A 24,153-nucleotide genomic window follows, 5' to 3' on the forward strand; every position below is an offset into this window, starting at 1 on the left:
AGGGAGTGGTTAGTTTTTAGAAATTACTTCTTAGTTGGTAAGTTAGCATCTCACAGCCGTTGGGATAAGAGGTAGGGGGTACTGTGTGAGAATGCGATCGCATTTGGCAGCTCCTAATTGAAGGGGCGACGATAGCAATTCCAAGGTTGGGTGCATTGTATTGTAGGGGCATGGCAATGTCATGCCCCTACTATCGGGAGACCTACTGTATAGACATCGCCCATTCAAAAAAACATGAGCGAATGGCTAATTTTTCAGAAACTCAACTAACTGCTCCAACTTCGACCAGGCAGTACCGCTACCCAAGATTTCTCTAGCCATTGTAATGCCCTCCGCATGGCTACCCATTGCGATCGCGCCGCCAACTTGGAGTGCCAACGCCGCATTCAAAGCCACTACATCTTGCTGTGCAGATGTTCCTTTTCCTTGAAGGACATCGCGCAAAATTTCGGCATTTTCCTCAACATCTCCACCCCGAATCGACGTGGTGGGTGCTGGTGTCAAGCCTAATTCGTGGGGATGCAGCGTTGTCAGTTGTACCTCACCACCAGACAGCACTGCTAAATCTGTCGCGTCTGCTAATCCAGCTTCATCCAGTTTCTCTCGTCCGTGCAGGACAATTGCCTGCTGAGTTCCTAACTGTCCTAAAGCATGGGCAATCGTCACGACCAGGTTAGGATCGCACACCCCAATGATCTGCCCGGTAGGGCGTAACGGATTTACTAATGGGCCTAATAAATTAAAGACCGTCCGCACTTTCAAGGTTCGCCGCAGCGATGCCACCGCTTTGAGCGCTGGGTGCCAACCGGGTGCAAATAAAAAGGTAATCCCGACTTCTTCTAGTGCGGCTTGTGCTTTCTCACTGCTGGCGTTTAGGTTGACTCCCAGCGCTTCCAAGACATCCGCCGATCCAACTTTGCTCGAAGCTGAGCGATTGCCATGTTTGGCGACTGAGACGCCAGCAGCAGCAGCTACAAAGGCGACGGCGGTAGAGATATTAAAGGTTGATGCCCCATCTCCACCAGTTCCACAGGTGTCAATGACTGGAGTGAGGATGGGGGATTGTGGGCGCTTCGCCTTCTCGACGAGTGGGCTGAGTGGGGAGGATTGAGACTGCAACACCTGAGCCATCCCAGCGAGTTCGTCTGCCGAAACCCCCTTTGCTTGCAGGGCGGCTAAAATCGCCCCCGATAGCACTGGTGGAATTTCCTCGTTTAACCATGCCTGCATGAGAGAGGCGGCTTGGTCATGAGGCAGGGATTGCCGATCGAGTAGCTGTTGTAGCAAGTTAGGCCAAATGGATGTGTCGGTAGAAGCGATCGCTCCTGTCGTCCCAGCATCTTGGCTTATCAGTGAAGGAGTATTAGTCATTGACAGGTCTGGGTGCAGCGCACTCAGTTCAGAGGCATTTTGCAAAAGCTTATCGGATCGCCAAGCTCTCTAGCAACGTCCTGCACGCTTCTGTGTCGTAATTTTCCTGAGAGCGCACAGTGGTTTTTTGATAAATATTAAGATTCAGCTATTTTGCTGATTCCAATTAGACCCTTTTAGTTTGATGATTTTAAATATTCATACTTGTCATTATCAGTATCACCCTATTTATTAACTTTATTTGTGCGTAGGTATACAGCGTTGATTCGCTTCATCAAAACTTTATATTACTAACTTTTTATAAATAAACGAAGCTTCTCAGGCAAAAATGAGTATTTTACGAATTGCCTAAATTAATGGTAGTTACCGAGGGTTTCTGTTGATGCAGTCTTTCAAGCCAAAAGTTTCTGAAGAGGAAATAAAATTAAATCCTGCATTTGTTCCAGAAAACCACTCTAAAAAACCTCCGAAGAATTGGCTAAAACAGCTAATCCGTCGCTTAAGTATCCGGCAGAAGATTGGTTATGGATATGCAGTTGCCATTGGAATAGCAACTTTGGGGGCGAGTGCAGGGCTTCTCGTTGGCGAATATTACCAGCGACAGATGTCACAGCAACTCAAGTATGCGCAGCAAGAAGCTTATCTTTTGAGTAGTTTGAAAATTGCTGTACTAGAAGCAAGAAACCAGCAGCAACAGTTAATTTATCAGTTAAGAAAACCAAAAGAGTTTCACAGCGAAGTTTTGCGCTTAGTAGAGAAAATTGAAAAGGTTGAAAAACTTTATTCACAAGTAAAATTATTTGGTAATGAATCTCAATTATTCAAGCATTCAGATCGAGAGATTGCAGAAGTCGAAAATTGGTTGAAAACTTACGACGGAACTGTAGAAATTTATAGCAAAAACCTAAATGTAATTTTAAAGAAAATTGAGAAAAATGGTGGGTTGCAGCCTAAAACAGTTCCGAAAATCCAAAATTCATTGGTTAATTTTACCAATACTCAGGAGGCGCTTAAGTTTGATAGTCTCTCAGATGATTTAACAAAATTGATTGAGGTTGCTAATCACGATGAGGAAGAAACAGCGATCGCTTTACAGCAGGTAGAGAAACTGCGAATCCAGATAATTGTTACCAGTATGTTGCTGTCAATGGCGATCGCCGCGATAATCGCCCGCTATTCCAGTCGAGCGATCGCGCATCCTCTGGAAACTGCAACTCAAATTGCTCAGCAAGTTACCGAACAAGCAAATTTTACTCTCCAGGCACCCGTAATTACCGAGGATGAAGTTGGACGCCTGACAACCTCCCTCAACCAGCTAATCCGCAGCGTCGGCACACACACCCAGGAACTGAAGCAAACCCAAGCACAGCTTCATCGCTTCTTCAACCTTTCATTCGATATGCTTTGTGTCGTCGGGTTTGACGGCTATTTTAAGCAGATCAACCCAGCTTTTGAAACAACACTTGGCTACACTGGCGAAGAAATTTTAGCAAAGCCATTGTTGAATTTTATTCATCCTGAAGATCGAGCAACCAGCATTGCTGAGGCGAGGAAGCTTGCTAGCGGAGTCATGGTTAGCTCCTTTATAAACCGCTACGGCTGTAAAGACGGTTCCTATAAATGGCTGGAGTGGACGTGCGTCCCCTTTGCTCCAGAAGGTTTAATCTATGCGGTTGCCCGTGACATTAGCGATCGCATACACGCCGAAACAGCACGGCAGGAAAGCGAGCAGCAATTCAGAGCTTTGGTTGCTAATATTCCAGGTGCCATCTATCGGTGTAGCTGCGATGACGACTGGAAGATGGAGTTTATCAGCGATGCGATCGCAGAAATTTCTGGTTATCCGCCTGGGGACTTTATTCACAATCAAGTTCGCAGTTTTGCCAGTATTATTCATCCTGAAGATACCGCGATAGTGGACAGGCTTATCCAAGAGGCTGTGCAGAAAAAACAGCCTTTTATCATTGAGTACCGAATCATTCGAGCCGATGGAAGTATCCGATGGGTCTACGAGAAAGGTCAGGGCATATTCAATTCCACCGGAGAGCTTCTGTGTCTAAACGGGGCAATCTTTGATATTAGCGATCGCAAGCAAACAGAAGAGGCATTACACTCATCAAACCGGCGAGTCTTCAAGGTTCTTGAAAGCATCACGGATGCCTTTTATGCCCTCAACCATCAGTGGCAGTTCACCTATATCAACAAGCAAGCGGAGCTACTTTTACAGAGAACCCGGTCCGAACTTCTGGGCACGAATATTTGGGATCGGTTTCCCGCTGCAATTGGGTCAAATTTTTACAATCAATATCACCAGAGTGCTGCTGAACAAGTCTCTATCACGTTTGAAGAATTTTACCCAGCTCTCGATATCTGGGTTGAAGTCCGTGCCTACCCCAGTGAAGAGGGGCTTTCTGTCTACTTCCACGACATCACTGAGCGGAAAGCTGCTGAGAAAGCCCTAGCAGAGCGAGCTAGACTAGCCGCATTTCGTGCTGATATTGGATCTGCTCTCACTCAAAGCGACACTTTACAAGGTATCCTGCAACGCTGCGTCTTGGCTGTGGTTAAACACCTAGATGCAGCATTCGCCCGCATTTGGATGCTCAATGTTGAGGAAAACGTACTAGAGCTGCAAGCTAGTGCAGGGATATATACTCACCTAAACGGCAATCATCGCCGCGTTAAAGTCGGACAATTCAAAATCGGTCTGATTGCTCAAGAGCGAAAACCACACTTAACGAATTGTGTCCTCGACGATCCTCGTGTTAGCGATAAAGATTGGGCGAAGCGAGAGGAAATGGTTGCTTTTGCTGGCTATCCCTTAATGCTCCAAGGTCAGATGGTAGGGGTGATTGCAATGTTTACCCGCCATACCTTGAGCGAATCTATTTTCAAGGCGCTAGAATTTGCCGCCGATGAAATTGCCATAGGGATTAAACGCAAGCAGGCAGAGGAAGCACTCCAAAGATCGCTCAAAGATTTGTCAGACGTCAAATTTGCCTTAGATCAGGCGGCGATTGTTGCTATTACCGATCGAAGAGGAATGATTAACTATGTCAACGATAAATTTTGTGAAATATCCAAATATTCCCCAAAAGAACTGATAGGGCAAGACCATCGAATTCTTTATTCTGGTTATCATCCACAAGAATTTTTTAGCAAGCTTTGGTCAACAATTTCTAGCGGCAAGGTTTGGAGAGGTCAAATTAAGAACAGAGCTAAAGATGAAACTTATTACTGGGTTGATACTGCCATCGTTCCTGTTCTGGACGAGCGAGGAAATCCTTTCCAGTATTTAGCAATCTGCTCCGACATCACCGATCGCAAAGCCGCTGAGGAAGCGTTGCGGCTATCGGAAGCCCGGTTCCGAGAACTGGCGGCTCAAGAAGAACTTTTCAATCATTTAGCTAGCCAGATCCGTAACTCTTTAGAACTGGATACCATTCTAGAGACGGCTGTTCATGAAATCTATCATCGGTTGCACCTAGATACGTGCATCTTTTCCTGGTACCGTCCTGACATGGAGCCTGTTAGTTGGGAAGCGGTGAAGGAAGCCAAAAAGACCGATCTTCGTAGTTGGGTGGGTTTTTTCCCGGATGAAGCCTTTGGTGCATTTACTGAGAAAATCCTGCGCCAAGAAATTGTTCGCGTCGATGATGTCAAGACTCTAAACAACGATCTGCCGTTACAGCAGCTGTTATTGACAACGGGTGCGGCTTCTGTGTTGGGGCTACCACTTCAAACACAATTCGGTAGGATTGGCTTGATAATTTGTAATCGCATCCAAGAAGCAAAACCTTGGACGGATGCTGATGTGGCACTGCTTTGCGCGATCGCTAATCAGATGGCGATCGCAATTAACCAAGCTGAACTCTACGCCGACGCTAGTAATTCCGCCCATCTTGCCCAAGATAAAGCCTTGCAACTGGAACAAACATTGCAAGAACTCAAAGAAACTCAAACTCAGCTGATTCAAGCCGAAAAAATGTCCAGCCTCGGTCAGATGGTTGCTGGCATTGCCCACGAATTTAATAACCCGGTTAACTTTATCCACGGCAATCTGCAACACACGAACGACTACGTTCAAGACTTACTTAACTTAGTGAAACTTTATCAGCAACAATATTCTAATCCCGCGCCTAAAATTCAGAGTTTTGTAGAGAAAATTGACCTAGAATTTATCGCTCAAGACCTACCCAAAATGCTGTTTTCTATGAAGATAGGGACGCAGCGAATTCGCGAGCTAGTCTTATCCTTACGGAACTTCTCGCGTCTTGATGAAGCGGAGATGAAAGCCGTTGATCTCCACGAAGGCATGGACAATACGCTGTTAATTTTAAATAACCGTCTCAAAAAAGAGATTAATGTGATTAAACACTATGGCAAGTTACCTCTTGTTGAGTGTTATCCTGCACAGCTCAATCAAGTATTTATGAATATCCTGAGTAATGCGATTGATGCACTGCTGGCTCAGAAAGAGCGGGAAGATAAACAAATTGTTATTTCTAGCCAAGTATTAGGAAAAAATCAGATAATCGTGAGAATTCGGGATAATGGTTCTGGAATCCCACAACCAATTCTAGAGAAAATATTTGACCCGTTTTTCACAACTAAAGATGTCGGGAAGGGAACTGGCTTAGGACTTTCGATTTCCTATCAAATTATGGAAAAGCATCATGGAAAAATTATGGTGAGTTCCCAGATGGATGAAGGAACAGAATTTGCAATTTATCTTCCGATTAAGCAGTCAGGTTTGTCTGTAAAATCGGTTTTAGCCAAGTCAAATTAAGATTCGCCTGCTGTAATTTGCTTCCCGCTAACACAAGTCTTGGTTAAACAGTTTTAATCCAAATTTTTGTAGCTGAAGAATCTGAACCAATAGCACCATCATGTAGAATCAACAAATTCTGAATAAGCATCTCAAAAAATATGTCAGAAAGTCGTGTAACCTTCAACGCCGAGGAAGTGTTGCCGGACGAGCGCAACTTCGTCGCCGCTGTTCTAGATACAGCAGCAACTTTAGTAGTGGTTCTCGATACCCAGGGGCGAATTGTCGTTTTTAATCAAGCTTGCCAGCAAACCACTGCTTACTCGGCGGAGGAAGTCAAAGGCAGACCATTCTGGGATTTATTTCTGCTGCCAGAAGAAGTGGAATCTGTCAAAACGGTCTTCAAAAATCTTCAAGCGGGTCAGTTTCCAAACCAGTATGACAACTATTGGTTAACACGCGATCGCGATCGCCGTTTGATTGCTTGGTCGAATACGGCGCTGCTCGACTCCGCTGGTGGGGTCAAGTACATCATCGGTACGGGGATTGACATTACCGAGCGTCACCAGGCAGAGCAAGCCCTAAAAAAGGCAAAGGCTGAGCTAGAAATCAGGGTCGAAGAGCGGACGGCTGAACTTAGGAAAGCCAACGAGCAATTGCAGGAAGAGATGCTAGAGCGCCAGCGTACCGAGGTGGCGCTCGAACAGAGCTATAGCCTCTTGCAGGCAGTTATTGAAGGAACACCCGATGCCATCTTTGTCAAGGATCTACAATACCGGGTGGTGATGGCGAATTCAGGTTTTGGCACTATTCTGAATCGGCAGGTGGAGGAAATTATTGGCAAGGATAATACCGAGTTGTTGCCGCCTGAGATTGCCCGTCAGATAAACGAAACTGACCGCCGCGTTATGACATCGGGTGAACCGGAAATGGTTGAGGAAGTTGTCACCATCATGGGAATCACCAAGATTTATCTCTCTACAAAAAGCGTTTTGCGCGATCCTTCTGGAAATGTCATAGGTCTAGTCGGCGTCTCGCGGGATATCACCGAGCGTAAAGCTGCTGAGGAGGCGCTACGAGAATCCGAAGAGCGTTATCGTCACTTTATTGAGACTGCCTTAGAAGGAATTTGGGTGATCGACGCTGAAAGCAAGACGATTTTTGTCAATCGCACACTGGCAGAAATGCTTGGCTACAGCATTGAGGAGATGCAGGGTAGGTCGCTATTTGATTTCATGGATGATGAAGGGAAAGCGATCGCTGCTCGCCAAGTCGAGCTTCGCCGTCAAGGTATCGAGGACAAGATTGATTTTAAATTATGTCGCAAAGATGGCTTGTTTCGATGGGCAATTGTTTCGACCTCTCCCATCTTCGATTCAGCGGGGAAGTATGCTGGAGCCTTTGCGATGATTACGGATATCACCGATCGCCGACAGGCGGAAGAAGCACTGCGCGAAAGTGAGGCGCGACTAAGAGAACAGGCAAGGCGGGAAAACTTGCTCAACCGTCTCGCTAGCCAAATCCGTAACAGTCTTAACTTAGACAAAGTTTTGGAAACAACGGTTCAAGAGATCCGCAATTTGTTGCAGATTGAGCGGTGTCATTTTGCCTGGTATTACCCTGACAGAGAGGAACCCGGTTGGGCAATTGTCAAGGAAGCTCGCAATTCGGAGCTTTCCGATCTCAGAGGTTATTACCCGATTGCTGCTGTCGGATCGATGGGGCAAAAACTTTTGAACCTGGAAATGCTGCGGATAGATGATATCGAGAAACTGAGCCAGAAGCCGCGAGGCGCAGCTCAGCCAAGCGAGGAGCCGCGAAGCGTGGCATACGCTAGCGATCGCCTGTGGCGTAGATTTCTGCGTTCGATGGGCTTCGCCTCTATCTTGGTGCTGCCCATTCAAACTCGATCGGGTACCATTGGTATCCTGAGCTGTTGCCAGAGTTCTGCACCCAGACCTTGGAGAGATTGGGAAGTCGAACTGCTGCACGCTGTAACCGACCAACTTGCGATCGCAATTAACCAAGCCGAACTCTACGCCGCCACCCGCACCACTGCCAAACAATTCCAAGAACAAGCCGCCAAACTCGAACAAACCCTCTCCGAACTCCAACAAACCCAAGCTCAACTGGTACAGACAGAAAAAATGTCGAGTTTAGGGCAGTTGGTTGCCGGTATTGCCCATGAAATTAATAATCCCGTTAACTTTATCTATGGCAACTTAGCTCACACAGACGAATACACCAAAGACCTCCTGAATCTACTACAGCTCTACCAACAGCACTATTTCCATCCAGTCCCTGAGATTCAAGATGAAATGGCGGCTATCGATCTAGATTTTCTGATCGAAGACCTTCCTAAGATGCTAACTTCCATGAAAGTAGGTGCTGAGCGTATTCGTCAGATTGTCTTATCGCTGCGGAACTTCTCCCGCCTGGATGAAGCAGAAATGAAGGCGGTTGATGTTCATGAAGGGATTGAGAGCAGTCTCCTGATTCTACAAAATCGCCTGAAGACAAAACCTGACCATCCTGGCATTCAACTAATAAAGAAATACGGCGACTTGCCGCAGGTAGAATGCTATGCCGGACAATTGAATCAAGTCTTTATGAATCTACTGACGAATGCAATCGATGCCTTAGAAGAGAGAATAGAGCGTGGGGAAGAAAATACTAAGTCCTACATCCCTAAAATTTGCATTCGCACCTCTGTTGTCAACTCCGATCGGGTATTAATTAGCATTGCCGATAACGGTCTAGGGATGACGGAAGCCATGCAAAAACAGCTATTCAATCCCTTTTTTACAACCAAACCCGTAGGCAAAGGTACGGGGTTAGGTTTATCGATCAGCTATCAAATTGTGGTAGAAAAACACGGAGGTCAATTGCACTGCCTTTCCGAACCGGGGCAAGGTACAGAGTTTGCGATCGCAATTCCCATTCAGCAGCACAGTTAGGTTCCATTGGAGAAGATTTTTACTTAAATTCACTATACCTAACTACCCGCTTCTATTTTTCGTCTTTACTGAGAATTAACCTTCGCTTAGTGGCTGATTAATTCTACGAGTGTTAGTCTGTTAATGCTGAAGTGCGATCGCAAAGATAAGCTGTGTCAAAAAGGACTTTCAGTAGAAGGAATAAAGCGATAAAATTTTAACGAGTAACAGCAATGGGTATCCATCGCGGCATCGTTTCAGCCACATTTTTAATTTTTACAGGATTGAGCGCGATCGCTCCCCCTGTTTTCTCTCAAATTCAGGAGTTTACAACTCAACAACCGGAACGCCAACAAATCGATCTAATTTTTAGCCCGAACACCAATCAAAGTTTTGAAGACGTGCTTGAGCAAGCAGAATCGATTGCTAGCAATTCTGTTGAGCAGGGATTCGCACAAAATCCAGAGGTTACACAAATTTATATCAGAATTTTCGGTGATGTCAAAGGACAAGTAGCCCCGCTTCTATTTTCAAAAGTGTATCGTTCTGATTGGCAGACAGAACCTAAAATTGATCGTTGGATTCGATATTTTGATAATTCTGGATTGCTACTAGGCTTTTATAATAGTTCATCTAATTCCTCGTCACCTCCGATTCCACCGACATCCACCTTCAGCCGCGAAGACGATCCGGGTTTTCGGGATGATTAATCTACAGGTAAATATACACGGCGCAATTATTCGCGCATCTAGTACATTTCAGTTAAAGTTTAAAGACAAAACTTCAGCATCTCTCAATCTTGCTCTTCCCAAAGTGCAAGAAAACGTAAGAAGTTGCTTCGATCCCCTTAGCCTCCCTTTTTAAGCGGGAGAATTTTTTCAAAGTCCCCCTTTTGAAGGGGGATTTAGGGGGATCTCTACTGTTTCAGCGTCTCGATTATGACTTTTCAGACATCCTCTAAGCTGCTTTTTTGCTCCCACTTAATGAGCATTGGAGGGAATCTAAGAATTACAGCAGTAACCGAAAATCATTCATTGCGCCTCTAGGTAGAAAAAACGCTAAAATAAGCTTTTTAAGACAACCAACCTGTATTTTTCTTTCTACCCTTTAACCTGGTTACTGCTGCTAAAGTTCCAAAAAGAAGTATACCCAATGTAGGAGTATTTTCAGGAACAACTGCTGCCTCTGCCTCATCAACCACTAAGGCAGAAATCCGTGTTCCATCCCCAACATCCACAACCCCAATCCCTAAAGTATATTCCCCTGAGGCTGGAAGAATATAAGAAAAAGTTTGCCATCCAGTTTCTTTATTAAAGACACTTGAAGAGTTACTGAATTTTGAAATCGTATCCGCTAAATTAAAAAATTGAGTACCAGAATCTGACTGAAGACTTACAAAAGCAAAGTCATTAAAATCAGGATAGGTAAAGTCATCAACCCCAGGTTGCTCAACAGCCTCATTCGTGAGGAAGTTCCAAGAAAAAGATAACTTTTGCCCAGCACTGCCTTTAAAAGTTTGCTTAATGGCAGATCCCTCAATCGGCTCTGCGGTCGCTAGAGCGTATAAAGATTGATCGCCCAAGAAAGTTGAGAAACCCAAGAATCCTTCTAAAGTTTCTTCTTCAGCAAAGCCAGAAATGAAAGTGACGGGAGCAGCATTACCGCCAATAATCGGATTAGAATTATTGTCGAGACTAAAAGTTTCTTGGTATGCAGTTGAGAGAAAAGCCTGGTTTTTTTCTTGGAATGGCTTAATTCCAAAATCTGAAGTTTCTATTCGATAATCGCCTAGGGCTTTCCAACTCTGAAACCCTTGTTCAAATCCTCTATTTAGAACAGCAGCCTTTACTGTAGATGGAAGAACTACACTTACACTGATAGCCAGTGCTGCAAGACTAATTGTTTTTATCATTAAGTTAACTCCTAATTTTTTCTGACAAAAAGGTCATTTTTAAAGTCCTGCTAATTTTTAAAAGCAGGCTTAGTTTAGCTTTTTAAGTATTTTCACTTATATCTCTATTAAAAGCATTTTTGGTTAAGCGAACATTAATAGAGGAATAAGACCTGCTAAAATTTGGCTTAACAATCTTATTGACAACTTCTTGATAAATTTATATTTTATTAATCTTTTATTAACCCAGAGATTAAAGAAGCTTAATTCTACGTCAGTAGTATTCCAGAGGGTGCGTAGAAACACTCAGATTTGGCGGTGGAAGTCGAGTATGAGGGAGCCGCCCATTCGACTAAAGAGAACAAAAAGCAGGCAGGATGCTACAGGTATAGATACTTATGCCGATGGCTTGAGGTAATGCTGCGTTGACTAGCCGTTGACATGAATGCTGTGGCTTAGCTGTCGCAGCATTTTTGGTTGACTGTTTAAGCTTTATAGAGGTTAGCTCGGCTAAATTCCTGTCAAATAATGACTCAAAATTTTTGATTATTGCGATCGCAAAAAGAGAGGAATTTAATGTCTAAGTTCAGTCGGAGGCAGCTACTAATTTTTTTTGGGGCGAGTGCGGGTACTGCTGTACTAGCTCCTACTTTGGGGAGACAGCATTTTGGCAGCAATCCTAACGTTGCCCAAGCGGTTCTACCACTGAAATTTACCCCAGTGCGATTGCCGCATCCTTTACCGATTTATCAAGAGCAAAAAAGCTTCTACGCCACAGCCATTAATTATCAAGGAAGCGTAATTAATGCTTCTACCGATACTCGGTTAAGCACCTACAACATCGTTGATGATGTAGTGGTGCCCCCAGAGTACGAACGTTATGTGATTGTACGTTGGGGCGATCGCGTTTATCCCAACCCAGAAGAATACTTTGGCTACAACAACGACTACACTGGCTTTGTTCCCCTGGATGGCAGAAATCCCAACGACGGCTACCTTTGGGTAAATCACGAGTATGTCTCCTACCCGTTTACTTTTACACTCCCTGAAGTCCCAGAGGATTTAGCAGGATTACCTGAGTCTTATCCCTTAGTCGTTGGGCAGAGTTTACCGGCTGACAAAACCGATCTTCTCCTGTTGGGCGAAATCATGTACAACATGGGCGGTTCGGTTCTGCGAATGGCACGCCAAAATCGCGCCGGACGCTATTCGATTGTTAAAGACCCCAACAATCGACGCATTCATGGTCTTTCCGGTTTAGGGATTAACAGCCAGCGTTCCGATCAGTATAAAACTATTACTTCTTGGGGTTCCAAGAGCTACCAGAAAGGCGATCAAAACTACCTGTTGAGTACGGGACCCGCTGCCACCCAAGTATTTCCTCTCAGCGTAGATGGGCTGGGTAACAAAATCATTGGCACTGCCTACAACTGCTCTGGCGGCACTACTCCCTGGGGAACCATCCTCTCAGCGGAAGAAAACTTTCAGGCAAGCACAGCCTTTTTTGTAGGAGTCACAGAATCTGTAAAATCTGATGGTACTCAGACTAGCTACACCGCCGGTACCAGTGGGGAAAAATTTGGCTTGGTTGGCGAGAAATACGGCTGGATGGTGGAAATCGATCCCAGTAACCCAAATTTCCGCCCGCGCAAGCACACTGCATTAGGTCGTTATCGCCATGAAAACATCGCCATGCGGGCGGAAGCTGGGAAAAAATTAGTTGCCTACATGGGTGATGACCGGCGCGGCGGACACACCTGGAAATTTGTTAGCAAAGGCACTGTTTCTGCCCCGAATAGCAAGAACAACAGCGCTTTATTTGAGGAGGGGACGCTGTACGTCGCCCGTTACAATCCTGACGGGACAGGAACGTGGATTCCCCTGGATTTGAATGCTACTACCAATCCGATTCCGCCCTCCGTTCTTGGCTTAAAAGAAATTGCCGCTTTGGGCAAAGCGAGCCGGAATGGTTTGATTAAACTACCCAGACGGAACGGTGTTGCGGGTCAAACTACAGATGGCGGTGCATTCAACCTAGATACCACCAATGAAGCCACAGCTCTGCCAGGTTATCAAGGTAAGAAGCTGTCCAACTTCTATACCAGCCAAGGGGCTGTCCTCGTGGATGCCTTCTTAGCTGCCAACCTCCTTGGCGGAACTCCTACCGCACGTCCCGAAGATATCGAAGTTCATCCCCGCACCAAGGATGTATTTATTGCTTACACGGATGGTGCGGCGGGAAGCGATGGCTACCCCGATTCTCGAATCTTTGTGGTTTCTAAGTACAGCCCTGCCGTCAACGCCGGACAGCCTTCGGGTGAGCTGTTCAAGATTATGGAAAACAGCTCAGATGCTACGGGTACAACTTTCCGCTGGCAGCGATTTGCTAAAGGTGGGGAAGCGGGAGCAGAACCGGGTTCGGGTTTTGCCAATGTAGATAACTTGGCATTTGACCCCCAAGGAAATATTTGGGGCGTCACGGATATGTCTACTAGCGCTCACAATGGTTTCGATGTTGGTGCTGCCGCAACGCCATTAGCGATAGACCACAGGGTAGTGGGTTCTAACTCTCCTAGTGTGGATGATTCTAATCTCAATGTTCAAACTTCTAACCTGATTGGGGTTTTTGGCAATAACTGGCTCTTTTTCATTCCCACCACTGGCCCGGATGCCGGAGAAATCGTCCCCTTTGCCTACGGTCCTCCACGTTGCGAGTTGACGGGGCCGACTTTTATCGGCGATACGTTGATTCTTTCGGTGCAGCACCCCGGTGAAGATTGTCCATTTACCCCTCAGCAAACACTGAGCCGAACGATTGAGATGCTGGACTTGAATGGCACTCTATTCAACCAACAGCGCACGGTTCCTCGGGGCAGTAATTGGCCTAGCAATATTGAGGGAAATCCTCAAGGACCACCACGTCCTTCAGTGATTGGCATTCGCCGCAAGCAGTCAAATGGCACATTTGTTTAATTAAGTAAAAGGCAAAAGAAAGAGACAAGAATCTTTCTTTTGCCTTTTTACTTTTGTCTGCTTAAGTGCCTAACATTTGCAACTGATACAAACTGGCGTAGAGTCCGCCTTGGCGCAACAATTGATCGTGGCTGCCCGACTCTACCAGTTGCCCTCGTTTCAGCACCAAAATCCGGTCTACATTGCGGATGGTTGAGAGACGGTGCGCGATAATAATAGCGGTGCGTCCCTCCAGCAATTTGTCGAGGGCATCTTGAATTAAGGCTTCTGTACCTACGTCTAGACTGGCTGTTGCTTCATCTAGCACTAAAATACGGGGATTGCGGATAGCGGCACGGGCAAATGCTAAGAGTTGCTTTTGTCCGCTGGAGATATTAGTGCCTCGTTCTCTAAGTTGGGTATCGTAGCCTTGAGGCAGTTGTTCGATAAAACTGGCAACATTGGTTTTTTCGGCGGCTTGTCGAATTTCTTCAAAGGAGTAAGTATCTCCTAGAGTAATGTTGCTCTTCACGTCACCGGCAAACAGAAAGCCATCTTGAAGGATGACGCCTAGGTGTTCCCGCAGTTCTCTTTGGGGTAAGTCCCGGACATTGACACCATCGAGGAAAATGCGACCTTCGGTGGTTTCGTAAAGGCGACACAGCAGACGAATAATCGAACTTTTACCGGCACCTGTGGGGCCAACGAGAGCGACTTTTTCGCCGGGATGGATGGTGAAGTTTAGGTCTTTGAGGACGTATTCATCATTTTTATAGGCAAAGGAGACATTTTCAAAGCGAATTTCACCTTTGGCGGTTGGGGATGGGGAATGGGAAATTCTCCTGGGTTCCTCTGCTACAGACGGGATAATTCCCCTGTCTATAAGCTGTTTTTGTGTCCCTTCAGGATCGCGGATTTCAATTGGTTCGTTGAGAATATCGGTGATGCGTTCGACGGCGGTGAAACCAGATTGCAGGGAGGTGAATTTTTCAGCAAATTGTCGCAAGGGATCGAAGAGACGCTGGGCATACAGGATAAAGGCAGAGAGGGTGCCAAAACTGAGGGCTTTGCCCATAATCATTTGTCCACCTAACCAGAGTACGCCCGCGATCGCTACCAGTGCAATCCACTCCAAGGTGGCTGATACGGCTGAGTCGTGAAAAATGGTTTTATCCACTTCCTCGATGTACCGCTGATTCGTCACCCGAAACAGTTCTGAGTTGAATTTCTCTCGCCGGAATAGCTGCACGACGTTCACCCCAACGATGTTTTCTTGCAGCGTTGAGTTGAGTGCAGACAGTTCTTCTCTGGCTTTGTAATTGGCTTTGCGATACTGCTGTTGGAAGTAAATAATCAAAGCCGTGACTGGTACCAACATCAGTGTCAGCATCAATGCCAACTGCCATTGCAGCAAAAACATGGTGACAGCGATCGCTAAAATCGATACCAGATCGCTGACAATGCCAATGGCACCTGTGGAAAAGACATCCCCTAGTGCTTCGACATCGCTGGTGAGGCGGGTAATCAATCGTCCTACAGGGGTGCGGTCAAAAAATCGCACCGCTAAGGACGTGACGTGATGAAATAAGTCAGTGCGAATCTCGGCGGTAATTTGCTGCCCCACCTTCTGCACGGTGTAACCTTGGGCAGCGGTGAACACCATGCGAACGATCATCGTTAGCAGCAGTAAAACGGCGAGAAGATTGATTCCTTCCAACAAGCCTTTACCTTGAAGAAAAGACCAGACTTCTTCCCCGCGAATCAGCGAAATTGCTTGCCCCACGATGATCGGTTGAATTGCCCCGGCGACTGACAGCGGCACCAACAACAGGATGGAAATTATCAGCAGACGACTGCTTTTCCGCGCGTAGGGGACTAAGCGCAGGAAGAGTCGCCAGTCGCTTTCACGAACGCGCGATCGCTCTCTAGTTTCCGTCAGAGGCGGGGATTGAGTCATGCTGCCACTATCTTCTTTCTACTTATTTCATTGTTCCCCTTTCACCAGTGCTGTAGCAGCTGCCTGTAGAGATAGGTAAGCTGTTTCAGGTTGCCCATTGATGTAGGATTTGCCATCTACCGATTCGCACAGAGTTCCGACTTTCTCGCCATCAGCGCCATATACTTCTAGCACATCTTGGAGAATATTCGGGTCAAAACCTTGCACAATTGAACTCCAAGCATTTTTATCAACCGAGCAAATCCTAATTGTTTCGTCCATTTGATCGCCTTGCGCTAGCAATTAATTAGAACAGCGCTTCTGATATCTTCGACCCATTGATGGATATCGCCCGTATTCAGGCGATAACTCCGAGGGTGGGCAATTAACCGCGCTGTACTTTCAAATAGTGTATCAATCTCGATCAAGCCATTTTCGCTCAGGGTGCGACCTGTGGAAACTAAATCCACAATCGCCTCGGACATCCCGGTAATCGGCCCTAGTTCTACGGAACCAGACAAAGGCACAATTTCTACGGGTAAATCTAAGCTTTCAAAGTATTCGTAGGCACAGTGAACAAACTTAGACGCGACTCGACCGTGGGGCGGCAGTTGTAAGACTGACCGATAAAGGCTAGAAGACTTTACCGCCACTGACAGCCGACAAGAACCAAATCGGAGGTCAGCTAGATGAGCAACCTGGGGGTTTTTCTCCCGCAGAACATCGTAACCGACTATTCCTAAATGTGCTTGCCCATATTCCACATAAACTGGGACATCTTGCGCCCTTACCAGTAGGGCTTGGGCGGTGCCGGTGGGGTCTTGTATTTGCAGTTGGCGGTTGCCAGAATCTTTAAAGGCGCTAAAGTCGAGTCCGACACTTTGCAGTAGACGAATGCTATCAGATAAGAGTGCGCCTTTGGGCAATGCAACGGTAAGCATAGAATAGAGTTCTGAGTGTTAAGTATTGAGTTCTGGATGTCACAAGGTAACTCATAACTCATACCTCATAATTCATAACTTTTGTGATGCGAATTCTCTTGGTGGATGATGAAGTTGAGCTGACTGAACCGCTGAGTCGCGTGCTAAGTCGTGAAGGCTACAGCGTTGAGTTGGCTTATGATGGGGCGTCTGGCAACCAGATGGCGCTGCAAGGAGGCTATGACTTGCTGATTTTGGATTGGATGCTGCCGCAGATCAGCGGGTTGGAAATTTGTCAGCAGATGCGATCGCGCAAAGATGCTACACCCGTCCTCTTTCTCACTGCCAAAGATACCCTAGACGACCGCGTGCTGGGTTTGGACGCCGGTGCGGATGACTACCTAGTGAAGCCGTTTGAATTGCGAGAGTTACTCGCACGAGTCCGCGCCTTGCTGCGTCGTTCCGCGACTGATGCGCCTGCTAGCGCGACGATAGAAGCGCACTACCATCCTCACTTACTTCAGATTGGAGATTTAGAACTAGATTGTGAAAACCAGCTAGCTTATCGTCACGGACGCACCATTGAGTTATCGGAGAAAGAAACTCAGCTGCTGGAATATTTTATGCGTCACGCGGGGCAGTTGCTCACTCACACCCAAATTCATCAACATTTGTGGAACCCAGACGAACAACCCAGCAGTAACGTTTTAGCCGCTTTGATTCGCCTTTTGCGCCGCAAAATTGAGGCATCTGGAGAGACAACTTTGATTCATACTGTCTATGGCAAAGGCTATCGCTTTGGAGATGGCGGCTAAGGCGGCTTTCTGACTTGCTTTCTAACTTTCAGTGGCGATATTCAAAAGGCAAACCGCTGATGTCTCTCAACTATCATCCGCAGCATTCCACCAGGATTCTCTACGTCCGCTTCCCTAACAGTAGCGATCGCTTGGTATCGTCTACACAAAACTATGTGTTTAGCTGTTGAGCTGTCTATTGATATTGCTTAGAATAAGCCTAAATTACAAGGAGCTATTTTATTATGATGCTTGGAGATTTGGAAGACCCCTTGATAGCTTGGGATTTAAGAAACTTACAAAGAATTGCTACTACTATTCTTTTTCTCCTTTTAGTATTCTTCTTTAGTTGGTTGAATCGAAAAAATCGATATGTTTTATGGGCTATTTTTTCTGGTGCTATCTTGACATTTATCTTCTTATTAGTTACGCGCAATAATCACGGATTAGCTTTTTTTACTTTTAAATTTTAATGATCAGCATATCGCCTGTGCTTGGGAAGAGATTGTCAGGCAATATTTGCTGGCTATTCTTTTCTGGAAGAGAAACCACTTTAAACAGAGAATTGCAACTCTAACGGCTGGGATGGAATGATGTACATTAATTCTGCACCGTCGGGTTTAGAGTCTATGGAGGGAGTTAATTTCAGCCAGTCATGGAAGGTAATTCCCAATTGTGCGATCGCTTGTATTTCTGCCTGATACGCTTCAAAACGGCGATTGGTTTCCACCATAGATTCTATGACTTCTAGCACTTCGGGAAGACGTTTATCAGCCTCCCGTTTCAAATCTCCTGCATTTGGTCCAAACCAACCTCCTGCAACCTCAACGCGACTTAGAATTGCTGCTGGTAACGATTCAGCCCATTTATCAGGATCTTGTGCCATCTTGAGTAAATTCTCACGTTGAAGCTCAAACACAGCATTTTCATCCAAAGCTGGGTCAATCCATTGGTAAATCCGGGTTAGCCGCCGCAAATCTATCTGACCTTTAAACTGAGGCTGTAAATAGGCGGCTGGGTTAGAAGTAAGTAGAAGCTCAACATATTTATGAATACGAGAACGAACAACCTTCGCGCCTTCTTGGAAGCGATTAAGGGCTATATCGGGTTCTCCTAACTCTAGATGGCAACGTGCTTCAGCAATATAAGCTAAAGATAACGTCAAAAGATATTCATCAGCGATCTGGCTACCTTGTTCTAGTTCGCTGTCAGTATAAGCTGTGTAATGATGTTGAGCTGCTAAAAGGCGATCGATAGCAGCAAAGGCAGCACGTTCACGGTTTTCAACTTTGGACATTGTAAAAGCACTAACTGCCAAATCCAGTGCGGCACGAAAGTTAGCGTAGTATCCAAGATCAATTTTGCGGTCAATCTTCTTCAATAGTTCTTCTGCATTTTTTAGGCGTTTTTCTAATTCGTTGAGGCGCTGGTTTATTACAGCAAATCCGATCACTGATACACCCAGGTTAAGCAGACTAGCAGCAGAACCTATCATCAAAACTCCTTTAGCCATTTGCAATTGCTGCGGCAATTGAGCAGCGGTTGAGCCAAACTCCCGTAAAAAAGTAACGATTCGCCCTGTTCCTACTTCTCTAACCACACCCCCAGCCCGTTCAAAGGTTCCATCTGCAAGTCCCTTAGCGATCCAATCAGCAAGCATAAATGTTGCTGTAACTGTTAAACTCATGATTTTCTCCTGGTTGCTAAAACTTAAGCAGCGCGATCGCATTCTTTCTCAGTATTCCCACGACACAGCTAGCGCTAACAATTTAGCTGCATCACAGAAAACGAGCGATCGCATTCTTTCTCAGTATTCCCACGACACAGCTAGCGCTAACAATTTAGCTGCATCACAGAAAACGAGCGATCGCATTCTTTCTCAGTATTCCCACGACACAGCCAGCGCTAACAATTTCCCTGCATCACAGAAAACGAGCGATCGCATCCTTTCTCAGTATTCCCACGACACAGCCAGCGCTAACAATTTCCCTGCATCACAGAAAACGAGCGATCGCATCCTTTCTCAGTATTCCCACGACACAGCCAGTAAAAAGGGCGAATAGAATTCGCATCTACACAGACTAAACCCGCCTATGCGGGTTTCAATAGTCCGCGAAGGCGGACTTTGTTTGTGTAGCCGCGATTTTCAATCGCCAGGTATATTTGCTAAAAGGTTGAGCAATTCATGGACAGTAATGCTTTCAGGCGTTCAGCATCGTGGATAGCATGACCATCTGGGTCGTTGTTGAAATACACGTACACGTCAATCTTTTGTTGAAGAAATGAGCGGATATGGGAAGCCCAGGTAGACAATTCTTCATCGCTGTAGCCAACGCCCCATTGCCCGCTGTGCATCCGGATATAAGTACAGGGCGCAGTCAAACGAATATCTAGCGGAACCGTGGGACTGACTGGCAAACAAAGGGCTGCACCCGCACGCTCTAATAGTTCGTACACCTGTGGAATTAGCCAACTTTGGTGTCGAAATTCAAATGTATAACGTTGTTCTGGATAAGAAGAAAGCAATTCTAAAAATGGCTGAAGTCGCTCGATATTCAGGGGCCAGGTATGAGGAAATTGGAACAGAATTGGGCCTAATTTTTCTTGCAAACCCCCCGCTCGTTCCATCAAGCGAGATAGCGGCTCAGCCGGATCTTTTAACTTTTTCATGTGGGTAAGGTAGCGGCTACCTTTCACAGCAAAAATAAACCCTTCAGGTGTTTGCTCTCGCCACGTTTCAAATACAGACCGCTCTGGCAGACGATAAAAAGAAAAGTTAACTTCTACAGTCGGAAAGTGCTGTGCATAAAATGGGAGTTGTTGGTTTCCAGGCATCTGCGCTGGATAGAAAATGTTCATCCAGTGCTTATAAACCCAACCGCTAGTACCAATTTGCAGCAGCGGAGCTGCCGTAAAAGGTTGAGATTCCTGCTCTTGTTCTTCACTCATTCAGTTGTTCCATTTGAACTAAATCATTATCTCTTGCAAATCACCAAGCCCGAGTGACTAAAAGTGCTTGAAAAGGAAGTCGCAACCAAAGTCATAGCCACTATTGCGAGTCACATTTGCCAGCCACATTTGCCATTAGCTTAGTTTGAGTGCGTCCCAACCGTGAGACTTATTCATAAGTTCCAAAGTTTGTGGTGATATGTTTAGCCAGTGTCAGCGCGATCGCCTATTATTCGCCAAGTACCTTATTCGCTTTCAGAATCAGCACACAGCTTGGCGCGTGTGTGATTACGCTATCCATCACCATTTGCACCGCTTCATTTAAGGGAATCCGAACTGTTTCTATCGTTTCCGTTCCTTCTTGATGGGATTGGGTGAATGTTAATTGCTTTGCTAGAAATAGACGTACCGGACAGTAGACAATTGATGTATCTAAGTCAAAAACTCCGAGATCGAGCCATTCCGAAGCTTTAACTCCCAATTCCTCTTCAATTTCTCGTTGTGCAGATTCCAGGTGCGGTTCATCCTCCTCAACACCACCAGCGACAACTTCAATGCTTTCTTTGCCAAGCGCATAACGAAATTGCCGGGTAAGATAGACTACGCGATCGCTATCGATTGGCAAAATAGCAACGCCAGATTTCATCGTGACGGTAGCATACGTACCCGGTTGTCCATCAGGTTGGAGAACTTGGTCTTCACGAACATTGATAAATGAATTTTGGTACTTTCGATTCGTTTCTTGGATTGTCCAAGGGCCATGTTTTTGGGTCATGTTGCGTTCTCTCCTATTTGAGTTGTCAGATGTGAGATTCAGATACCCGACTTCTTGGAGAAGTCGGGTATCTTGCGTTCAGGAATTATTTATGACTGCTATAATTTCCCGTTGACATAGGAAGGTAAGATTTCTCCTTCCCCGTGAACGGGTAGGGGTGGGGTTCTAAGTTACATATACTCGACTCTAATTACTCTAAAGCTGGTTTAATCCGCTCATAAGAGGAGAGAAATAAACTAAAGAGAATCGCAAAGGTAAGGTCAATGACACCCGGAACTAAATAAAATGGGTGAAGACCACCGATTAAGGTGTGATAAGCCAAAACGATAAAGACAGAAACTTGGGCGCAAATTCCAAATCTTATAAGGTCGTGATTGCGAGAGATATCCTTACCAACCCACCAATAACCAATCCCGATTGTAAATACCAATGCGCCAAACAGATGTAAATATTCAGGATTGGTGAGCGGTTCTTGACCTAGCATTTGGCGAATCCATTGGTCAGATAACAACAAAGCTACAGATTCGACCCAGTTAATGATAGCTTTGGTTGGAAATACGTACTTCCACGTTATTGGATTGTTCATCATTGCAAATAGTGTGTGAATTCTTGTTTGCTTAGCTTGCTGGTTCTTGACTTAACTGGGTATCCTATACACTCGATCCCCCTCTCCCCAGAGGGAACCCCGAATCCCCCTTAAAAAGGGGGAAAATGCTTATAACCCCTTTTTAAGCGGGGGACATTGCCAAAAATAGACACCGTAATTACTGGCTTCTTGTCACATTTTTATTAGTGCGGTTGTGAAACTGCTTCATCAACCAGTTGCACCATCCGCTGGCGTAGGGTCTCTAAACCTAAGCGTTGAGTAGCTGAAATAAACACAGCTTCGGGATACTGTTGTTGAGCGAAGGCTAGCGTTTCGCTATCTACTTGATCGACCTTGTTAAAGGCAATCAAAGCTTTACCTGGAAGGGCAGGCATTTCTTCAAGCACTTCCATGACCGACTGGATGTGGCTTTCCCAAGCGGGATGGGATAGATCGACGACATGAAGCATGGCATTCGCCTCCGTTACTTCCTCCAGGGTGGCTCGGAAGGCATCCATGAGCGGTGGCGGGAGTTCGTGAATAAACCCGACCGTGTCTGTCAGAAGAATCGTCCGCCGCTCTTGGGTTTCGGGGTTTGTAATGACTAGCTTTCGAGTTGTGGGGTCGAGGGTGGCAAATAGTTGATCTGCCGTATAAACTTCGGCGTGGGTTAACACGTTCAGCAGGGTGGACTTCCCAGCGTTGGTATAACCAACCACGGCAATCGAGGGAATTTCTTGCTCTTGCCGTTGTTGTCTAATCCGGGAGCGATGCGCTTGTAATTGGTTGACTTCCTGCTGGAGTTGGGCAATTCGGCGCTGAATGGTTCGCCGCTCTGTTTCTAGCTTGGTTTCACCCGGTCCTCTCGTACCAATCCCGGCTCCTAGTCTGGACATTTCCCGACCCCGACCCCTCAGCCGAGGCAGCATATATTCCAGTTGCGCCAATTCCACTTGCAATTTACCCGCTTGGGATTGAGCGCGTTGAGCGAAGATATCGAGAATTACTTCAGTCCGGTCTACGACAGGGATACCGATCTCGGTTTCTAGGTTACGAGCTTGAGAGGGAGAGATATCTCGGTCAAAGACAATGATATTGGCTCCCAGTTGATGAGCGCGTTGGGCAATTTCTTCAACTTTTCCATGACCGACGACCGTTTGAGGATGAGGACGCGATCGCTTTTGTTGCATTGTCTCTAATACCTGTCCTCCGGCACTTTCAACCAAGCGAACGAGTTCCTCCAGGCCATCTTGAAACCGCTGCGGAGAGACGTCTTCTGTCATCAACCCAACCAGCAGAACGCGATCGCCTTTTGAGTTATTCTCGTGGAATTGCGATGTTTCAAAGCCTGACTCGGAGAACTCACTCTCCCATTCATCTACTAAGTCGTCAAAGCCTTGCTCTGTCAGGTCATCTAAGCTAAGGGGACGAGAAATAACCCAGGGCTTTTCTGCTTCGGGAACCAGGTGAGCAAGATAAGCTTCCTTGACATCGCCTGCGGCTTCACCATTTCGTCGCGCTCCATCGCCCTTTGGAACTAACACTGCTAAGGCGTCTAGGCGCTGCTGTGCCATTGCCCTGAGTGCCGCTGTATCTGGTGGATCGGATTTGAGTTGAGTGGCAAGACAGCGAATTCCACTCAAGTGTTCGCCCTTATGCCGGGGCAACTCTTGGGGCGGAATTTGCGTTTGGCTGGGAGTACCGACGGCGATTCGGATTGGGTGTCCACGTCGATTGATGTAACAGCATACAGGGTGATGAATGGACGTACTAATTTCGGCTAGCGCTTGAGCGAATTCCGGAGTCGTCAGGCGATCGCTTGGTTGGCGCTGTTCGTAAAGCCGCTGTAGTTGCTTGATATGGCTCGATTGTAATCCTTGAAGATTTCCGTAAATAGTTTGCATAAGACGCCCTAAAAACTAGCGTATTGAATCCTTTGCTTCAATATTTACTAATCTTCCTTTTTGACTTAATCTCCCTTTTGGACTAAGTAGAGGTTAAGAAGCGGCGATCGGCAAAAATGGGAGATGGGTGGACAACCCTAGACGTATCAGCCTTTAAGCGCGAACGCCCAACCCAGTTGCTGCCAGATTCCGGTAGCAGGTGTGCGACTGATTTTGCGACTGATTCACAGTATCTAGGATCAGAGCCATCGCTTAAAGTTTGAGCATGAGGATAGCGGCGTTGGAGATTGCGATCGCTAGTTATCTTGTCGGCGCTCTTGAGGTAAAAAATGCAACATTGACAAGGGTTTGAGGTAGAACGACAAACACTT

The 24,153-nt window shown here is 46.2% G+C and carries 16 protein-coding genes; 6 read left to right on the forward strand and 10 right to left on the reverse strand.

From position 1 onward, the window contains the following. Positions 1 to 246: 246 nt before the first annotated feature. Entirely contained in the window at positions 247 to 1,371 is a 1,125-nt protein-coding gene (trpD, locus tag H6F52_RS01455; RefSeq protein ID WP_190433664.1) for an anthranilate phosphoribosyltransferase, read from the reverse strand. Between the two features lie 382 nt (positions 1,372 to 1,753). Between trpD and H6F52_RS01460 the strand changes: the two genes are divergently transcribed. The 3 genes from H6F52_RS01460 to H6F52_RS01470 all read left to right on the forward strand — a co-directional run bounded on the left by H6F52_RS01460 (position 1,754) and on the right by H6F52_RS01470 (position 9,785). Then, the gene (locus H6F52_RS01460; RefSeq protein ID WP_190531435.1) at positions 1,754 to 6,160 is read left to right on the forward strand and encodes a PAS domain S-box protein; all 4,407 of its coding nucleotides are present in this window, start codon (positions 1,754 to 1,756) and stop codon (positions 6,158 to 6,160) included. A 140-nt stretch (positions 6,161 to 6,300) separates the two neighbouring features. Beyond that, complete coding sequence (locus H6F52_RS01465; RefSeq protein WP_190531437.1) at positions 6,301 to 9,096, forward strand: PAS domain S-box protein; 2,796 nt, start codon at positions 6,301 to 6,303, stop codon at positions 9,094 to 9,096. Between the two features lie 212 nt (positions 9,097 to 9,308). Then, positions 9,309 to 9,785 (forward strand): hypothetical protein, encoded by a 477-nt coding sequence (locus H6F52_RS01470; protein WP_190531439.1) that lies wholly within the window; start codon positions 9,309 to 9,311, stop codon positions 9,783 to 9,785. A gap of 362 nt (positions 9,786 to 10,147) precedes the next feature. On the opposite strand, the gene H6F52_RS01475 is transcribed toward H6F52_RS01470, so the two are convergent. Then, the gene (locus tag H6F52_RS01475; RefSeq protein WP_190531440.1) at positions 10,148 to 10,987 is read right to left on the reverse strand and encodes a hypothetical protein; all 840 of its coding nucleotides are present in this window, start codon (positions 10,985 to 10,987) and stop codon (positions 10,148 to 10,150) included. A 555-nt stretch (positions 10,988 to 11,542) separates the two neighbouring features. On the opposite strand from H6F52_RS01475, the gene H6F52_RS01480 reads away from it, so the two are divergent. After that, positions 11,543 to 13,939, forward strand: coding sequence for a PhoX family phosphatase (locus H6F52_RS01480; protein ID WP_190531442.1), 2,397 nt, complete (start codon positions 11,543 to 11,545; stop codon positions 13,937 to 13,939). Positions 13,940 to 14,000: 61 nt separating this feature from the next. Here the strand turns inward: H6F52_RS01480 and H6F52_RS01485 are convergent, their stop codons facing one another. Genes H6F52_RS01485 through hisG form a run of 3 tightly spaced genes read right to left on the reverse strand, consistent with a single transcriptional unit; the run spans position 14,001 to position 16,795 of the window. Next, positions 14,001 to 15,875 carry an ABC transporter ATP-binding protein gene (locus tag H6F52_RS01485; protein ID WP_190531444.1) on the reverse strand — a complete coding sequence of 625 codons (1,875 nt, stop codon included), beginning with the start codon at positions 15,873 to 15,875 and terminating at the stop codon, positions 14,001 to 14,003. Positions 15,876 to 15,902: 27 nt separating this feature from the next. Then, entirely contained in the window at positions 15,903 to 16,136 is a 234-nt protein-coding gene (locus H6F52_RS01490; protein ID WP_190531446.1) for a hypothetical protein, read from the reverse strand. A 14-nt stretch (positions 16,137 to 16,150) separates the two neighbouring features. Further along, positions 16,151 to 16,795, reverse strand: a complete 645-nt coding sequence (gene hisG, locus H6F52_RS01495) for an ATP phosphoribosyltransferase (RefSeq protein WP_190414808.1) — start codon at positions 16,793 to 16,795, stop codon at positions 16,151 to 16,153. Between the two features lie 86 nt (positions 16,796 to 16,881). Here hisG and rppA point away from each other — a divergent pair, with 86 nt between their 5' ends. Further along, entirely contained in the window at positions 16,882 to 17,589 is a 708-nt protein-coding gene (gene rppA, locus H6F52_RS01500; RefSeq protein WP_190531540.1) for a two-component system response regulator RppA, read from the forward strand. Positions 17,590 to 18,121: 532 nt separating this feature from the next. Here the strand turns inward: rppA and H6F52_RS01505 are convergent. Then, a complete protein-coding gene (locus H6F52_RS01505) occupies positions 18,122 to 19,255 on the reverse strand; it encodes a hypothetical protein (protein WP_190531449.1) in 1,134 nt (377 codons plus the stop codon). Between H6F52_RS01505 and H6F52_RS01510 the strand changes: the two genes are divergently transcribed. After that, a complete protein-coding gene (locus tag H6F52_RS01510) occupies positions 19,254 to 19,631 on the forward strand; it encodes a hypothetical protein (protein WP_190531451.1) in 378 nt (125 codons plus the stop codon). The genes H6F52_RS01505 and H6F52_RS01510 overlap by 2 nt on opposite strands. Positions 19,632 to 19,734: 103 nt before the next feature. Here the strand turns inward: H6F52_RS01510 and H6F52_RS01515 are convergent, their stop codons facing one another. The 4 genes from H6F52_RS01515 to hflX form a co-directional block, all read right to left on the reverse strand. Beyond that, positions 19,735 to 20,517 (reverse strand): DUF72 domain-containing protein, encoded by a 783-nt coding sequence (locus tag H6F52_RS01515; RefSeq protein WP_190531453.1) that lies wholly within the window; start codon positions 20,515 to 20,517, stop codon positions 19,735 to 19,737. Between the two features lie 229 nt (positions 20,518 to 20,746). Then, positions 20,747 to 21,292 carry an NUDIX hydrolase gene (locus H6F52_RS01520; protein WP_190531455.1) on the reverse strand — a complete coding sequence of 182 codons (546 nt, stop codon included), beginning with the start codon at positions 21,290 to 21,292 and terminating at the stop codon, positions 20,747 to 20,749. Positions 21,293 to 21,482: 190 nt separating this feature from the next. Further along, the gene (locus tag H6F52_RS01525) at positions 21,483 to 21,881 is read right to left on the reverse strand and encodes a hypothetical protein (RefSeq protein ID WP_242033814.1); all 399 of its coding nucleotides are present in this window, start codon (positions 21,879 to 21,881) and stop codon (positions 21,483 to 21,485) included. 200 nt (positions 21,882 to 22,081) lie between these two features. Next, complete coding sequence (gene hflX / locus H6F52_RS01530; RefSeq protein ID WP_190531460.1) at positions 22,082 to 23,782, reverse strand: GTPase HflX; 1,701 nt, start codon at positions 23,780 to 23,782, stop codon at positions 22,082 to 22,084. Between the last annotated feature and the right edge of the window lie 371 nt (positions 23,783 to 24,153).

The sequence above is a fragment of the Coleofasciculus sp. FACHB-542 genome (assembly GCF_014695825.1).
In the GTDB taxonomy this organism is placed as follows: domain Bacteria; phylum Cyanobacteriota; class Cyanobacteriia; order Cyanobacteriales; family FACHB-T130; genus FACHB-T130.

Coding starts and splice junctions, on each gene's coding strand:
- H6F52_RS01505 (WP_190531449.1), bottom strand. CDS start 19,255: ATGAGTTTAACAGTTACAGCAACATTTATGCTTGCTGATTGGATCGCT.
- H6F52_RS01525 (WP_242033814.1), bottom strand. CDS start 21,881: ATGATGAACAATCCAATAACGTGGAAGTACGTATTTCCAACCAAAGCT.
- hisG (WP_190414808.1), bottom strand. CDS start 16,795: ATGCTTACCGTTGCATTGCCCAAAGGCGCACTCTTATCTGATAGCATT.
- H6F52_RS01475 (WP_190531440.1), bottom strand. CDS start 10,987: ATGATAAAAACAATTAGTCTTGCAGCACTGGCTATCAGTGTAAGTGTA.
- hflX (WP_190531460.1), bottom strand. CDS start 23,782: ATGCAAACTATTTACGGAAATCTTCAAGGATTACAATCGAGCCATATC.
- H6F52_RS01480 (WP_190531442.1), top strand. CDS start 11,543: ATGTCTAAGTTCAGTCGGAGGCAGCTACTAATTTTTTTTGGGGCGAGT.
- H6F52_RS01485 (WP_190531444.1), bottom strand. CDS start 15,875: ATGACTCAATCCCCGCCTCTGACGGAAACTAGAGAGCGATCGCGCGTT.
- H6F52_RS01490 (WP_190531446.1), bottom strand. CDS start 16,136: ATGGACGAAACAATTAGGATTTGCTCGGTTGATAAAAATGCTTGGAGT.
- H6F52_RS01510 (WP_190531451.1), top strand. CDS start 19,254: ATGATTTTCTCCTGGTTGCTAAAACTTAAGCAGCGCGATCGCATTCTT.
- H6F52_RS01515 (WP_190531453.1), bottom strand. CDS start 20,517: ATGAGTGAAGAACAAGAGCAGGAATCTCAACCTTTTACGGCAGCTCCG.
- trpD (WP_190433664.1), bottom strand. CDS start 1,371: ATGACTAATACTCCTTCACTGATAAGCCAAGATGCTGGGACGACAGGA.
- H6F52_RS01470 (WP_190531439.1), top strand. CDS start 9,309: ATGGGTATCCATCGCGGCATCGTTTCAGCCACATTTTTAATTTTTACA.
- H6F52_RS01520 (WP_190531455.1), bottom strand. CDS start 21,292: ATGACCCAAAAACATGGCCCTTGGACAATCCAAGAAACGAATCGAAAG.
- H6F52_RS01465 (WP_190531437.1), top strand. CDS start 6,301: ATGTCAGAAAGTCGTGTAACCTTCAACGCCGAGGAAGTGTTGCCGGAC.
- rppA (WP_190531540.1), top strand. CDS start 16,882: ATGCGAATTCTCTTGGTGGATGATGAAGTTGAGCTGACTGAACCGCTG.
- H6F52_RS01460 (WP_190531435.1), top strand. CDS start 1,754: ATGCAGTCTTTCAAGCCAAAAGTTTCTGAAGAGGAAATAAAATTAAAT.